Source organism: Nostoc sp. 'Peltigera membranacea cyanobiont' 232 (genome assembly GCF_002245985.1).
GTDB lineage: Bacteria > Cyanobacteriota > Cyanobacteriia > Cyanobacteriales > Nostocaceae > Nostoc.
The window spans coordinates 1-13,918 of record NZ_NOLK01000192.1 but is presented as its reverse complement, the minus strand read 5'-3'; the positions used below and the strand labels follow the sequence as shown (position 1 = coordinate 13,918).

Below are 13,918 nucleotides of genomic sequence, written 5' to 3'. Positions count from 1 at the left end.
CGCTCACTGAGCGTAGCCTCTCGTAGAGAAGTGCTGCTCCCTTGCTTCTTCCCCAATCCCCAATCCCCAATAATTTAAAGATTGCCGAAGCCTTTTTTCTTTTTCTCTTTGGGTTTTTTCTTTTTTGTTCCTGCATCACCACCATAGCCACGCCATCCGGGGGCTGCGGGACGATTGCCAGCACCAGCAAAGGCGTTGCCCATGCCACCACCGCCGAACATTCCCGGCATTCCAGGGAAGCCACCTTGACCCATTTGCTGCATGAGCGATCGCATTTTTTGGAAATCACCCACCAGTTTGGTCACATCTGACTCTCGATAACCGGAGCCAGTAGCAATCCGCCGCCGCCGACTGGGAGAACTGGCTAATAAATCGGGGTCGTGGCGTTCTTGGCGAGTCATGGAGTTAATCATGGCCTCACAGCGCTTTAGCTGGGTTTCTCCCTGCTTAAGTTGATCGTCTGATAGCTTGTTCATCCCTGGGATCATCTTGATGAAGCCTCCCAGAGATCCCATATTCTTCAGCATCCGCAACTGCTTGAGAAAGTCAGTAAAGTCAAACTTCGCTGACAGGATTTTCTCCTGCATTTTCTCAGCATCAGCTAAATCAAACTCTTCCTGGGCTTTTTCTACCAGGGTCAGTACATCGCCCATGCCCAAAATTCGGGATGCCATGCGATCGGGGTAAAAGGGTTGCAGCGCCTCGACTTTCTCACCCACCCCCACAAATTTAATCGGCGCTCCCGAAATTTTTCGCACTGACAGCGCTGCACCACCACGGCTATCACCATCCATTTTGGTGAGAATTGCCCCAGTAATGCCGATTTGATCGTGGAAGGTGCGAGTCAGATTTGCAGCCTCTTGACCAGTCATTGCGTCCACCACCAAGAGAGTTTCATGGGGTTGGACAGTTGCCTTGATGCGGGCTAATTCCGCCATCATATCTTCGTCAATTTGCAGCCGACCAGCAGTATCAATAATTACTGTGTTTACCCCTTCTGCTCTAGCGCGTTCTACACCCTGTCGAGCAATTTCTACGGGATCTGCGTCGCTTCCTAGTTCAAATACTGGTACATCAATTTGCTTACCCAACGTCAGCAACTGGTCGATCGCTGCTGGGCGATATACGTCTGTCGCCACCAACAAACAGCTACGATCTAATTTTCTCAAATGTAAGGCTAACTTAGCGGTAGCTGTGGTTTTACCAGTACCTTGCAACCCAGCCATCAAGATAATAGTCGGCTTTTCCTGGGCTTCTGCGATCGGGACATTTTCTTCTCCCATCACCTCCACCAGCTCATCGTGAACAATTTTGATGAACTGTTGGTCAGGTCGCACGCCAGTAACCACCTCGGCTCCCTGGGCTTTGGCTTCGACTTCGCTAATAAAATCTTTGACTACCTGGAGGTTAACATCTGCCTCCAACAAGGCGCGGCGCACTTCGCGCAATGCATCTTGAATGTTGGATTGAGAAATTTTGTCCTGTCCCCGCAGTTTTTTCCAGGCGGCTTCTAAACGGTCAGATAGAGCATCAAACATAATGTAATTACAGGTAGTTCGCCAATGGGGAATCTTGAACCGCCGATGAATGCGATTCCGAATTTCCGCTAAAGTTTTAACGTGCTATCTACCAGCTTAGTATTTTTCACCGCGACTGTAGCAACCAGATACGGATTGGGGATTGGGGAAGAAGCAAGGGAGCAGCACTTCTCTACGAGAGGCTACGCTCAGTGAGCGAGGAGAAGTTGCGGTAAGTTTTTCCCCTATGCCTCTTTATCAATAGACTTCTTGCATAACGGGGGAAAAGCGGCAGGGGTAAAGGTATGGAATTTTCCCTTCCCCTCTTCATGACGATCGCGCGTTTTAGTGTGTAGCGCTTATCCGATGCGATAGATTTAGACTGAGCGAATCGCACCACTTTATCTCGACAAGACCCCAACTCTACATAGAACTTTTTCTGGAGAAATATCAATGAGCATTTCAATGTATCAAGCTTCAGTACCAGTGTTTATTCACACACTAAATAGCCTTGCAAGTATTCTTGAAAAAGGTGCTACATACGCAGAAACAAAAAAAATAGATCAGCATGTGTTGCTCAATAGTCGTCTATTCCCAGATATGTTTCCATTGTCAAGACAAGTACAAATTGCCTCTGACATAGCAAAGAGAGGTGCCGCACAATTAGCAGGGGCAGAAGCACCCAAGTTTGAGGACAATGAAACTACATTGTCCGAACTTATTGACCGCGTTAAGAAAACTATCTCTTATTTAGACACATTGAAACCCGAACAAATAGATGGTTCGGAAGATAAAACAATTACCATTACGCAGGGTGACAAGAGCCTATCTTTTGAAGGAATGCCATTTCTCCTATATTTCGTTTTGCCAAACGTTTATTTCCATGTCACAACAACTTATGACATTCTCAGACACTGCGGTGTAGAGCTTGGCAAGAAAGACTTCCTAGGCAAGCCTTAACGCTCCGCAATATAAGAGCGAATTGATTTCCATTCTCCGTATCGGGTGAGCGTATAGCGGCTAAATCGCTGCGTCGCCCGATAATTCCTATTATTGTTATCTAACACAGTGGGAATTGAGGACTCTGTGAGCAAATATTGGCTAATGCTGCGATCGCTAGTTCGTAATATTATCAGTTAGGTAACGACTTTAGCCATAGCGCTACAAAAATACGTTTACAATTTTAACTAGATATTATTTATCTCTGTTTGAATTAGTTAACTCATGTTATTGTTTAAAATAAATTTCTAGTACATTCATGAGTTGCTTGGAATCGTAGCCACAGAATGAGAGGTAAGAATAAAATTATCCAACATTTAAAAATAATAATTTGCATATAATTATTATATTCTTTCTGGTTCATCCCTTGAACTTTGTCAAAATCTAAAAAATGACCTAAACCTAAAGCTAGTGGAATTAAAAAAACACTAATAAGAAGGGTTTCAAAAATAAATTGACCCATATATCCATATATGTTTATAAAAAAATAAATACTTGACAATTTATATACGCTTAGGACATGAACCAAATTGATCTAAAAGCTCAGATATAAGCTGATGATCTGAACAACGCCAAATGACGCTAACATCACTAGATAGATTAAAGTCTGGCTCACCATAACCTGATAATGCCATAGCATCAGGAACTATAGTCTCTTTATAAATACAAGTTAGAACTTTATTGTCAGGTAGCGAAATGGGATTACGTCCACTATCATGTTGCAATGTTCCGGCAACCCATCCATTGGCGGTTAAATGCCATTCTCTCGATTCTTTACTTGACATATTTTATTTTTGTGTTTTAACTTGTTAATTTTATTACATTTTGGATACAAACAATACTAGTAAAAATACTTATTTAAATTAAAACTAATTGGGAGGGGTGGAGATAATGCTCCCCCTCGACTTAACTCAACACCAACGAGAAGTATGGTAAATTGAACAACGTTGTAGAAAGGTAAACAACGTTAAATACAGATTCCATATACGTTGTAGACGTTGTAAACGACATAAATCTCATCTGCTGGATGCAGCTTTTTTCGAGCGACGTACATCGATCTTCTTGATGTTAATGATGAGTCTGTGATTAGGAAAATTGCAAATGATGTTGGGTTAAATGGCGATCGCATTCTTGAGTTAATTCACGGGGAAGCAGCCAAAGAAGCAGCAGTGGCAGCTTTGGCTAAATATGAGCAATTTGGCTGTCCTGGAGTCCCGACTTGGGTAGTCGAAGGCGAGAGATTTTGGGGAAAGGATCGTGTTGATTGGGTTGTCGAAAAGGTAAAAAAATTATCTTAACTCTTTCGCAAGAGTCGCCCTTTTATGATTGAGTTGCTACTGGTTTTGAACGCTGTTGTTGATAAAAGTACACAACTTTTTTCACATAATCAGCAGTGAAACCTTTGTCACAACCTGTATAGCTACCAGTCATCCACCAACAAGCTGCGCCGCGCACAGATGCAATTTCATTATTGTTGTTGGCACGGAATTGATTGGTTAACTCCCGGCGCGTAATGCAAGAGACGACTTGACGGGCGATCGCAGGGCTGTTTTCAAATTGTGTCGGTGTTAGTTCTCGTTTGAGACAAGTTCTTGTCCAGCCTTTGAGGGTTTCTGGCTTAACTTGCCATTCGCTGTAATATCCATCGTTGGGATTTTTTGTCTGCGGTGCAGCTTGTCGCAACGCTTCTACCATCGCCGCAACTTGGGCATTAGAAACCGGCTGCTGTGCTTGAGCTAATAAGGGGAATAGTCCGAAGGTGACAATAACTCCGTTGAGTAGTAATCCTATGGGGGTTTTTATCATGAATTTACAATTTTTCTAGATATCATGAGGTATCATATTATATTTTTACAGTAGCAATTAACAAGTATGAGAGTAGTTTTATTTTTACTATGCGAATAGCCAAACGTGATGATTGGAAAACGGAACCGATGCCTTCTGCGTCCACAAAGATCGCACTAGAAAAACTTTACTCACAGGAAGAATTCGACCGAATTACTGCTGGAGTAATTCCAGAGCAAATGGAAGATAAGTGGTTCATTTTCTATGAGGCTCCTTGGATATACTTCCATCGTAGTTGGACTGGTTTTTGCATTTTCAAAGTGCGTTTTGAGGTAGTTGGAGATAGTGTAAAAATTGCTGAAGTACAGGTAAATCGAGATCCAGCAGAATACTCTAACACCGACGATAAGCGCAATGCCTCTATGTTACTGATCTTGCTGAATTCACTATCTGGGCGTGATCTGCGAAATGAAATGCTGCGCTACATCAAAGGTCAATAGCACGCAGCATCACAAGGAATACCTGAGTTTATATTCTTAGCCATTGACTAAATTTTCTATAGTATCAGCATCATTTGGTAATGCAGCTGTTAAAACTTCACTACCTTTTGTTGTAACTAAAACATCATCTTCGATGCGGATTCCGCGCACATCGGCAAAGTCAGGTAAACGCTGCCAATTCACTACATTCTGATATGTGGAGCGAACGTTCGCATCATTTAAAATTGCTGGCACTTGATAAAAACCAGGCTCAATTGTAACTAGCATTCCTGGACGCAGGGGACGATTTAAACGGAGGTAGCCTAAGCCAAAGCGATCGCTCCTTTGCCGCCCCTCTTCATACCCAGCTATATCCCCCAAGTCTTCCATATCATGGACATCTAAACCCAGTAGATGACCGATACCATGAGGAAAAAATAGCGCGTGGGCATCCATCTCTACTAAATCTTGGGGATTTCCTTGTAAAATGCCCAACTCTACTAAACCTTCAGCTATAACCGTCGCAGCTAGTAGATGAATATCCTCATACTCTACACCAGGCTGTATTTTGGCAATGCAAGCATCATGAGCCGCCAGCACTACATTATAAATATCTCTCTGGGTAGATGAAAACTTCCCGGAAATTGGCCACGTGCGAGTTACATCACCTGCCCAACCCATCTCAGTTTCAGCGCCAACATCGGCAAGCAATAAGTCACCTGGTTGTAGAGGGTGGTGATAGTGTTCGTTATGCAAAACTTCGCCGTGAACAGTGACAATACTGTTGTAAGAAGTTGTCATGTTATGGGCAATAATTACCCCTTCCATCGCTGCGCGAACTTCTGCTTCTAGTTTGGCATGAGGTGTTGCTGCCATCCCAGCCTTGTGTGCTTCTACGGTGACAGCAGCAGCTTTTCGTAACTCGGTTAATGCAGCTTCATCGTGGGTGAGGCGGATAGAAGCGATCGCCTTAGCTAACTCCAAGTCAATTCCTTGGGGAGGACTTTGGGGTAAAACCCATCTATTTAATAGTTGCGATTGTTGCGTCCATGTTGCTGCATCTTGTACGGCAAGTGTAACGGCATCTTCTAGCCAAGACTCTAATTCTGCCATTGGCCTTGCCACATCTGCCCCAATCTTCTGGGCTATTTCATTGCGCGTTGGCATTTCTCCATGCCAAAGGGCGCTACTGGGTGATGGATCGTCCATGAATAGTTCTAGCTTGCCGGCTTCTAGACGAATTGCTGCATTTGATAGAGGTAGTCCGGCAAAATAGAGAAAATGACTGCTAGCGCGAAACGGAAAGGGATTTGCCAGAAAGTTACGGGGACTGTTGCTACCTGACCACAAAATTACGGGAAAATCAATGAGATTGGCTAGTTGTTGCCGTCGCAGGCGTAAAGTATCGACGAGGGAAGTAGAAGTTTGTTGGATAAACATAAATAGAAACTCAAGGGTATAGTTTTGTTTTTATTTAGTCGTTATCGTCTTTATCGTCATCTTTTTTATCATTTTTGCGATCGCCATGTTTGTCATCATTATCTTTGTCTTTCTGCTTTACCTGGTTAGGCTGTTGGGTAGGTTGTAGCCCTGGTTTTGGTTGCTCAGTTGGAGTAGATGGTTGCGGTATTTCAACAACACAACTAACTAATCCTCCAGAAATTAGCGCTAAGTTTACAGTAGCAAAGATGCTTTTGAAGATTTTTCTCCTCATGTTTCCGTTATTGACCTTAGTTTTTGGAGATTGTATTCCTAATTTATAAGGTACTGTATATAGCAGTTCTCAATAAATTTTTAACCCATTCGTGATATGTATATTGCTGTCTAACTTTCAAGGGGACTTTAATGGGACAAACCATTACTCAGGTTGATGCTTTTACTAATAGACCTTTCGCAGGAAATCCTGCTGCTGTCTGTGTTTTGCCTACTCGCCAAAATAAACGCTGGATGCTGAATGTGGCGCAGGAAATGAATTTATCTGAGACAGCTTTTCTAGTTAGACAGGATGATGGCTTCAATCTGCGTTGGTTTACGCCCACAGTAGAAGTACCGCTTTGTGGTCATGCAACCTTAGCTAGTGCCCATGTACTTTGGTCAGAGGGGTATTTGTCATCTGATGAAGTTGCGCGTTTTTATACTAAAAGCGGAGTGCTAATTGCTAAGTTGCAAGGTGAGTGGATTGAGTTAGATTTTCCTGTGAATCACTCACGAGTAATCATTGCACCTCCAGAACTCAAGGTTGCTTTGGGTGTACCATACAGATTTACCTTGCAGAATTCACTAGCTTATTTAGTGGAATTGGAATCTGAAGATTTGGTGCGGCAAATGCAGCCTAATTTTCAACTACTAAAAACTTTACCACTTGGTAAAGTTATAGTTACCAGTTTAACTAATCCTAATTCAGATTATGATTTTGTCTCTCGCTTCTTTGCGCCAGAGGTAGGTATTAATGAAGATCCGGTGACTGGTTCAGCCCATTGTTGCCTTGCTGCGTTCTGGCGCGATCGCTTACACAAAGATGAGTTATTGGCTTATCAAGTATCCCGGCGCGGTGGAGTCGTAAAAATCCGCTATGACGGAGGCGATCGCGTCTTTCTCGGCGGACAAGCGGTAACTGTTATGCGAGGTGAGTTAATTACCGCATATAGCGCTTCCCATTTAGATGAAGTACAAAATTAGATCGCGCTGTGTAGGGGCACGGCAGTGCCGTGCCCTTACCGATGTACCTCACGCTTGTCAAGAAACGCTATAAACCTAGATTACAAATCAACCGCATCCGGTAAAAACTCAGCATCGAGAACTTGGGCAACGGCATAAATTTAGCTGCACATCAGCTTACAATGGCATTGTTAGTCGATACAATCGCATTGTTAAGCGATACAATCGCATTATCAGTCGATACAATCGCATTGTCAGTCGATACAATGGCATTGTTAAGCGATACAATGGCATTGTCAGTCGATACAATGGCATTGTCAAGCGATACAATGGCATTGTCAGTCGATACAATGGCATTGCAGTACATTGCATTTAGATGTGAAGCATTCCCGCAGGCTAGCAGGAAGAAAACATTCAAAGGTTCAGATCCCCGACTTCTTAAAGAAGTCGGGGATCTTGTTGTTCACGAATGATTTAGGATTGCTGTATACGTGAGTTAACAAGCCTATATTCAGTTTTAAAATGTCTGCTAAAAATACAAATAATCGAAATCTGCTCGCATCTAGTGACTGGCCAATCGAGCAATTACCTGGACTGAGCAACGAAGAACAATCACAACTGCAAAATTGTGGGATCAATACCACAGTAGCGCTAGTCAAACAAGGCAAGACTCTAGAGGCACGACTGGCGTTAGCAAATAAATTACAGATTCATCTTCAGTATGTAAATAAATGGATGGCTTTAGCTGACTTGGCGCGTATTCCTAGCGTAGGCATACAATATTGTGGTTTATTGCTCCATGCAGGTGTTGGTTCTGTAACCCAGTTGGCACAAACTCCCACTCACAGACTGCACCAACAAATTATGCGTTTGCAAGTAGCAACAATGCAGCGCCGAGATTTGTGCCCAGCAATTGAGCTAGTACAACAATGGAGTCAGCAAGCGCAAGCAATTAGGTGATTGGGGATTGGTGATTGGGGATTGGTGATTGGGGATTGGGGATTGGGGATTGGGAAAACTACCCAGTACCCAGTACCTAGTACCCAGTCCCTAGTACCCAGTCCCTAATCCTTAGCTAGCACACCATTGAGAAAGATATCAGCGAGTCCTTCAGCCATTTCTTGCATTTGTTGGGGGGAAGCGTCAGGTTCGATGAGGGTGTTGTTAGAAAAACCTGCGATCGCAAACATTCCTAAGAAAACTTTCGCGACTAGCTTTGCGTCCCCTTGGCGATAAATACCTTTATCCATCGCTGTTTGAAAGAATGCTTCGCCGACATCCGTCATTTTGGTAATGACTTCTAATTGAATGCGATCGCGCAAATCGGGGTGAAACTGCACCTCCATAAAACAAACGCGCATCAAATCGGCATTTTTTTGAAAGTTCCACATCCGGCGACGCATCACTTGAGCTACGGCTTTATAGCTGCCCATTTCACTTAATTCTGTCAGCAAATCGGTTAGAATCTCTACCCAGCCACTCGTAGCTACTTCTACTAAAATTGCTTTTTTATTAGAAAAATGACGAAATAACGTGCCTTCAGCTACACCTGCCGCCTGCGCTAAATCACGGGTGGTAGTACCGTCAAATCCCTGAGAGGCAAACAACCGTTGTGCTGCCTGTAAAATCCGGGTGCGCGTCTGAGCCTCTGAGGGGGGGGAAGAATTAAAAACTCGCATAACAGTTATGGTTAAATTTGCGGAACACGATTTGTAGCATTATTGTCTAACGTCAAGTCAAAAAGCTCAACAAGCTTAATACAACATTAATGTCGTTTTGCTAAGTATCCTGTTTCTCAGGTAGTGTAACTTTATCCTAATTTTTGCTTATGAACCAGATCAGTCGGTCAATTTTGGATTTATTACGGCAGTTGTTTGTCACTTTGTTGGCTTTACTAGTCCTCTGGTGGGGATTACTGCCAGAAATTGCTCTGGCTCAAACTCAAACTGCACCTCCTCAAGAAACCAAAACTCAAACTCCACCAGTTCAAAGTTCGATCCAACCTTATCTAGATCGAGTCATTAAACAGTTAACGGAGTTTCGCCTCGATAATGGTCTAAAATTCCTTGTCTTGGAACGACATCAAGCGCCTGTAGTTTCTTTTCTTACTTATGCAAATGTTGGTGGTGTAGATGAGCAAGATGGTAAAACCGGTGTAGCTCACTTTCTGGAACATTTGGCGTTCAAAGGTACAACGCGCATCGGTACACAAGATTACAAAGCAGAAAAACCTCTATTAGATAAATTGCAGCAGTTAGATACTCAAATTAAAACAGCGAAAGCCGATGGCAAAAAAGATGAAGTTGCGCGGTTAGAAGCTGAGTTTAAGCAAGTAGAATCACAAGCAGGTAAGCTTGTCAAGCAAAACGAATTGGGACAAATTGTCGAACAAGCGGGAGGCGTAGGTTTAAATGCCAATACTTCAACCGAAGCTACTCGTTATTTTTACAGCTTTCCTGCCAATAAGCTGGAACTTTGGATGTCGTTGGAGTCAGAACGGTTTCTCGATCCGGTAATTCGTCGTGAGTTTTATAAAGAGAAAGATGTAATTTTAGAAGAACGACGGCTGCGGGTGGAGAATTCACCCATTGGACAAATGGTAGAAAAGTTTATCGATACTGCTTATAAAGTCCATCCTTACAAGCGTCCGGTAATTGGTTATGACCAAGATATCCGCAATTTGACACCAGATGATGTCCAAAATTTCTTTGATACTCACTATGTACCAAGTAATTTAGCGATCGCAATTGTCGGAGATGTTAACCCGACTCAAGTGAAAAAACTAGCGCAAACTTATTTTGGCCGCTATCAAGCAAAAACCAAAGCTGTTGAACAAATCCCGGTGGAACCATCACAAAAACAAACACGGGAAGTTAGTTTACAACTTCGTTCTCAACCCTGGTATTTAGAAGGTTATCATCGTCCGGCAATTACTCATCCAGATAATGCAGTCTATGAAATCATTGGCAGTTTATTAAGTGATGGACGCACATCGCGGTTATATAAGTCTTTGGTAGAAAAGCAGCGTTTGGCACTAAGCGCTCAAGGTTACAGTGGATTTCCTGGAGATAAGTACCCAAACTTGATCTTTTTCTATGCTCTCACGGCTCCTGGTCATACAGTTGATGAAGTGGCGGTGGCTTTGCGCCAAGAGATTGACAAATTAAAAACTGAGCCTGTAGCGGCGGTTGATTTGGAACGGCTGAAAACTCAAGCACGGGCGGGTTTGTTGCGTACCCTCGATTCCAATATGGGGATGGCTCAACAATTGTTGGAATATGAAGTGAAAACTGGCTCTTGGCGGAATTTGTTTAAGCAGTTGGATGATATTTCGGCGGTGACGACGGCTGATATTGCGCGAGTGGCGAAGGAGACTTTTACGCCGGGGAATCGCACGATTGGGAAGTTGTTGTCGAAGGAAGGATAAGAGAAACGAACCGCAAAGGGCGCAAAGGGCGCTAAGGAAGAGAGATATGAAGAGGTACAAGGTGAAGGGTAAAAGGCGGATGGTGTTGAAAATCAAGAATGGGAAGGGGTTAATTTATGCTTTGGTTGCTGTTTTTGCGTGTTTGCTTTTAACTTGTAATTTTTCGTTAGCGGCGACGGCTGAGGCAAAGCACTATACTGAGTTGCAGCTACCAGCGCTACCTGAGATTAAGATACCGAAATATGAGCGGTTTGTTCTCCAAAATGGCTTGGTTGTCTATTTGATGGAGGATCGCGAATTGCCGTTGGTGAATGGGACGGCGTTTGTGCGGACAGGGAATCGCTTGGAACCAATGGAAAAAGTTGGGTTAGCTGGTTTTACAGGCGCGGTGATGCGAACTGGGGGAACTAAGCAACATTCGGCTGATGAACTCAATGAGATGTTGGAACAACGAGCGGCATCTGTAGAAGCTAGTATTGGTGAAGGTTCTGGTAGTGCTAGCTTTGATGCATTGAGTGAAGATTTAGAAACGGTGTTTGGGCTATTTGCCGAAGTGCTGCGATCGCCAGTATTTGCTCAAGAAAAGCTAGACTTGGCGAAAACTCAAGCCAAAGGTGGCATTGCCCGTCGCAATGACAATCCAGATGGCATTGCTAGTCGAGAATTTAAGAAATTGCTCTACGGGAAAGATAGTCCATACTCTCGCACCATAGAATATGCAACGGTAGATCGGGTTGGGCGTGAGGATTTGATCGAGTTTTATCAGCAATATTTCCACCCCAATAATATAATTTTGGGGATTGTGGGAGATTTTGACTCTAAGAAAATGCGATCGCTGATTCAAGCTAAGTTTGGCGATTGGAATCGTAACCCAGGGATTGCGAAACCGAAATTACCATCGGTTTCGCCAGCTAATACAGGTGGAGTCTTTTTTGTCAATCAACCACAACTAACTCAAAGTAGCGTGCTTCTCGGCCATTTAGGCGGACGGTTTGACAGTCCCGATTATGCCGCGCTGGATGTATTGAATGGGGTATTAAATGGATTTGGCGGACGCTTATTTAATGAAGTGCGATCGCGGCAAGGTTTAGCTTACTCTGTATATGGCCAGTGGAGTCCCCGCTACGATTATCCTGGTATGTTTATCGCTGGCGGACAAACGCGATCGGACGCTACTGTGCAGTTTGTCAAAGCCTTACAAGCTGAAATCAAGCGTACCCAAACTCAAAGAGTGACAGCAAAAGAACTAGCTTTTGCGAAAGAATCTACACTCAACTCCTTTGTATTCAACTTTCAAGATCCCAGCCAAACCTTATCAAGGTTGATGCGATACGAATATTACGGCTATCCGGCTGATTTTCTCTTTCGCTATCAAAAAGCCGTCGCCGCCACCACAGCTGCTGATGTGCAACGGGTAGCACGAGAATACCTCAAGCCAGAAAAGCTTGTGACTCTCGTAGTCGGGAATCAAGCCGCCATTCAACCGCCATTGACGCAGCTAGCAGCAAAGGTGACACCAATCGATGTAACGATTCCTGGTTCGCCACCACAGGCGAAGAATTAATCATAAATTGCGATCGCAACAATACGTAGAGACGCGATTTATCGCGTCTGATTTATCGCGTCTCTAGTCAAATCAGATAATTTGCTTCTTTATCGGGAAATGACTGAAGACAAATTGTAGTAACCAGTAGAAACTAAATCAGGAACCAAAACCTCTGGAATCCCCAGAGGTTTTTTCTTTAAACTATAGTGATGTCGCAGCAAAAATTGTCGCAGTGTATTAAGCTGATGTGCAGCTAAATTCTATAGTACGAAAACGTAAAATTATTGTAGTGCGGGCAACATGAGCGCATCGCATATACAAATTAAATACGCAACAGCTTAATCAACTAGAGTAAGCTAAATTTAGGTATAAGCTACCGGGAGTGGAGATGATGTTGTTGGAATTAAAGCGCATCCATGTTCCACCAGGACAAAGAGTGCTATTGCGAGATGTAACCTGGCAGGAATTGGAAACAATTCTAGAAGATTTAGGAGAACACCGTGCTGCACGAATTGCTTATGACACTGGAATACTGGAGATTATGTCCCCACTGCCAGAACATGAAGACGATAAAGAAATTATTAGCGATTTAGTCAAATCGCTTCTGGAAGAATTAGATATTGAGTTTAGATGTCTTGGTTCTACCACTTTCAAAAATCAAGCAATGGCTCAAGGTATAGAACCTGATCAGTGTTTCTATATAAAAAATGAATCCAAGATTCGCGGGAAGAAGCGACTAGATTTAGAAGTAGACCCTCCTCCAGATTTAGCTCTAGAAATTGATATTACTTCTCGCACTCATCCTAATATTTATGAAGCTTTAAAAGTACCTGAGCTTTGGCGTTTTAATAAAGGAAAGCTCCAAATTAATGTTTTGCAAGATGGGCATTATGTAGAGTCTCAGCAAAGCCTAAATTTTCCTAGATTTAACCTAGTTGAGGCGATTCCCCAATATCTCAAGCAAAGTACAATAGCAGGCAGAAATTCAACGCTCAAAGCTTTTCGTCTTTGGATACAAACGCAGATAAAATAATTCGTAATTCGTAATTCGTAATTCGTAATTAATTTTAGGTACTGAGCCGCCTAATTTCAGTCCTATTTTAGTAGGGAACCAGGATGAACAGCGGCCAAAGCCGCTTATCCTGTCTCCCGTACATAGTCTCAGGTTATCAAATCTAGACTACTTAGTAATGATTGAGGTTAATGCCAGCTTCTTTTGCCATTGCGTCTAACCCTTTAATTTCTAGGGTTTTAATTGCTTTAGTAGAAAGCTTTAATTTTACCCAGCGATTTCCGCCTGCCCACCAAACACGCTTGGTTTGCAGATTGGCGTGCTGAAGGCGTTTTGTACGGCGGTGGGAGTGGGAAACAGCAAAGGCGTTATTTGCCTTCTTACCAGTTAGTTCACAGCGACGAGACATAGCAAGTATCTCCAGATTCTTATTTTAATACAGCCTTTCCATTCTATGTCTTAGACAACAGAAGTGGAAAAGGGAGTGGGGAGAAG

Annotated in this window: 16 protein-coding genes; 9 read left to right on the top strand and 7 right to left on the bottom strand. The window is 43.2% G+C overall.

The features are described 5' to 3' along the window. Window positions 1-74: 74 nt before the first annotated feature. Window positions 75-1,538, bottom strand: a complete 1,464-nt coding sequence (gene ffh, locus CDG79_RS35100; protein ID WP_094346223.1) for a signal recognition particle protein — start codon at window positions 1,536-1,538, stop codon at window positions 75-77. Window positions 1,539-1,970: 432 nt separating this feature from the next. On the opposite strand from ffh, the gene CDG79_RS35095 reads away from it, so the two are divergent. Next, entirely contained in the window at window positions 1,971-2,477 is a 507-nt protein-coding gene (locus tag CDG79_RS35095) for a DUF1993 domain-containing protein (protein ID WP_094346222.1), read from the top strand. Between the two features lie 542 nt (window positions 2,478-3,019). On the opposite strand, the gene CDG79_RS35085 is transcribed toward CDG79_RS35095, so the two are convergent. Beyond that, complete coding sequence (locus tag CDG79_RS35085; protein ID WP_094346220.1) at window positions 3,020-3,301, bottom strand: hypothetical protein; 282 nt, start codon at window positions 3,299-3,301, stop codon at window positions 3,020-3,022. Between the two features lie 297 nt (window positions 3,302-3,598). Here CDG79_RS35085 and CDG79_RS35080 point away from each other — a divergent pair, with 297 nt between their 5' ends. Next, window positions 3,599-3,814 carry a DsbA family protein gene (locus CDG79_RS35080; RefSeq protein WP_262985868.1) on the top strand — a complete coding sequence of 72 codons (216 nt, stop codon included), beginning with the start codon at window positions 3,599-3,601 and terminating at the stop codon, window positions 3,812-3,814. A gap of 22 nt (window positions 3,815-3,836) precedes the next feature. Here the strand turns inward: CDG79_RS35080 and CDG79_RS35075 are convergent, their stop codons facing one another. Continuing rightward, entirely contained in the window at window positions 3,837-4,322 is a 486-nt protein-coding gene (locus tag CDG79_RS35075) for a hypothetical protein (protein ID WP_189525238.1), read from the bottom strand. An 89-nt stretch (window positions 4,323-4,411) separates the two neighbouring features. On the opposite strand from CDG79_RS35075, the gene CDG79_RS35070 reads away from it, so the two are divergent. Beyond that, the gene (locus tag CDG79_RS35070) at window positions 4,412-4,801 is read left to right on the top strand and encodes a hypothetical protein (protein ID WP_094346219.1); all 390 of its coding nucleotides are present in this window, start codon (window positions 4,412-4,414) and stop codon (window positions 4,799-4,801) included. A 36-nt stretch (window positions 4,802-4,837) separates the two neighbouring features. Here CDG79_RS35070 and CDG79_RS35065 read toward each other — a convergent pair whose 3' ends face one another. Both CDG79_RS35065 and CDG79_RS35060 read right to left on the bottom strand, forming a co-directional pair. Then, window positions 4,838-6,220 carry an aminopeptidase P family protein gene (locus CDG79_RS35065; RefSeq protein ID WP_094346218.1) on the bottom strand — a complete coding sequence of 461 codons (1,383 nt, stop codon included), beginning with the start codon at window positions 6,218-6,220 and terminating at the stop codon, window positions 4,838-4,840. Window positions 6,221-6,254: 34 nt separating this feature from the next. Beyond that, window positions 6,255-6,494: a hypothetical protein gene (locus CDG79_RS35060; protein WP_094346217.1), complete on the bottom strand. Its 240-nt coding sequence runs from the start codon at window positions 6,492-6,494 to the stop codon at window positions 6,255-6,257. A 131-nt stretch (window positions 6,495-6,625) separates the two neighbouring features. Between CDG79_RS35060 and CDG79_RS35055 the strand changes: the two genes are divergently transcribed. The 3 genes from CDG79_RS35055 to CDG79_RS35045 all read left to right on the top strand — a co-directional run bounded on the left by CDG79_RS35055 (window position 6,626) and on the right by CDG79_RS35045 (window position 8,398). Next, the gene (locus CDG79_RS35055) at window positions 6,626-7,459 is read left to right on the top strand and encodes a PhzF family phenazine biosynthesis protein (protein ID WP_094346216.1); all 834 of its coding nucleotides are present in this window, start codon (window positions 6,626-6,628) and stop codon (window positions 7,457-7,459) included. A 122-nt stretch (window positions 7,460-7,581) separates the two neighbouring features. Further along, window positions 7,582-7,911 (top strand): hypothetical protein, encoded by a 330-nt coding sequence (locus CDG79_RS35050; protein ID WP_094346215.1) that lies wholly within the window; start codon window positions 7,582-7,584, stop codon window positions 7,909-7,911. 49 nt (window positions 7,912-7,960) lie between these two features. Further along, on the top strand, window positions 7,961-8,398 hold the full coding sequence (locus tag CDG79_RS35045; protein ID WP_094346214.1) for a DUF4332 domain-containing protein: 438 nt from the start codon (window positions 7,961-7,963) through the stop codon (window positions 8,396-8,398). A gap of 104 nt (window positions 8,399-8,502) precedes the next feature. On the opposite strand, the gene CDG79_RS35040 is transcribed toward CDG79_RS35045, so the two are convergent. Then, a complete protein-coding gene (locus CDG79_RS35040; RefSeq protein ID WP_094346213.1) occupies window positions 8,503-9,117 on the bottom strand; it encodes a TetR/AcrR family transcriptional regulator in 615 nt (204 codons plus the stop codon). Window positions 9,118-9,266: 149 nt separating this feature from the next. Here CDG79_RS35040 and CDG79_RS35035 point away from each other — a divergent pair, with 149 nt between their 5' ends. From CDG79_RS35035 to CDG79_RS35025, 3 genes are all read left to right on the top strand, one after another. Next, complete coding sequence (locus CDG79_RS35035; RefSeq protein WP_094346212.1) at window positions 9,267-10,865, top strand: M16 family metallopeptidase; 1,599 nt, start codon at window positions 9,267-9,269, stop codon at window positions 10,863-10,865. Window positions 10,866-10,911: 46 nt separating this feature from the next. Then, window positions 10,912-12,429, top strand: coding sequence for a M16 family metallopeptidase (locus tag CDG79_RS35030; RefSeq protein ID WP_094346211.1), 1,518 nt, complete (start codon window positions 10,912-10,914; stop codon window positions 12,427-12,429). A 373-nt stretch (window positions 12,430-12,802) separates the two neighbouring features. Next, window positions 12,803-13,444 carry a Uma2 family endonuclease gene (locus CDG79_RS35025; RefSeq protein WP_094346210.1) on the top strand — a complete coding sequence of 214 codons (642 nt, stop codon included), beginning with the start codon at window positions 12,803-12,805 and terminating at the stop codon, window positions 13,442-13,444. Window positions 13,445-13,595: 151 nt separating this feature from the next. Here the strand turns inward: CDG79_RS35025 and rpmB are convergent, their stop codons facing one another. Then, entirely contained in the window at window positions 13,596-13,832 is a 237-nt protein-coding gene (gene rpmB / locus CDG79_RS35020; protein WP_094346209.1) for a 50S ribosomal protein L28, read from the bottom strand. Window positions 13,833-13,918: the final 86 nt, after the last annotated feature.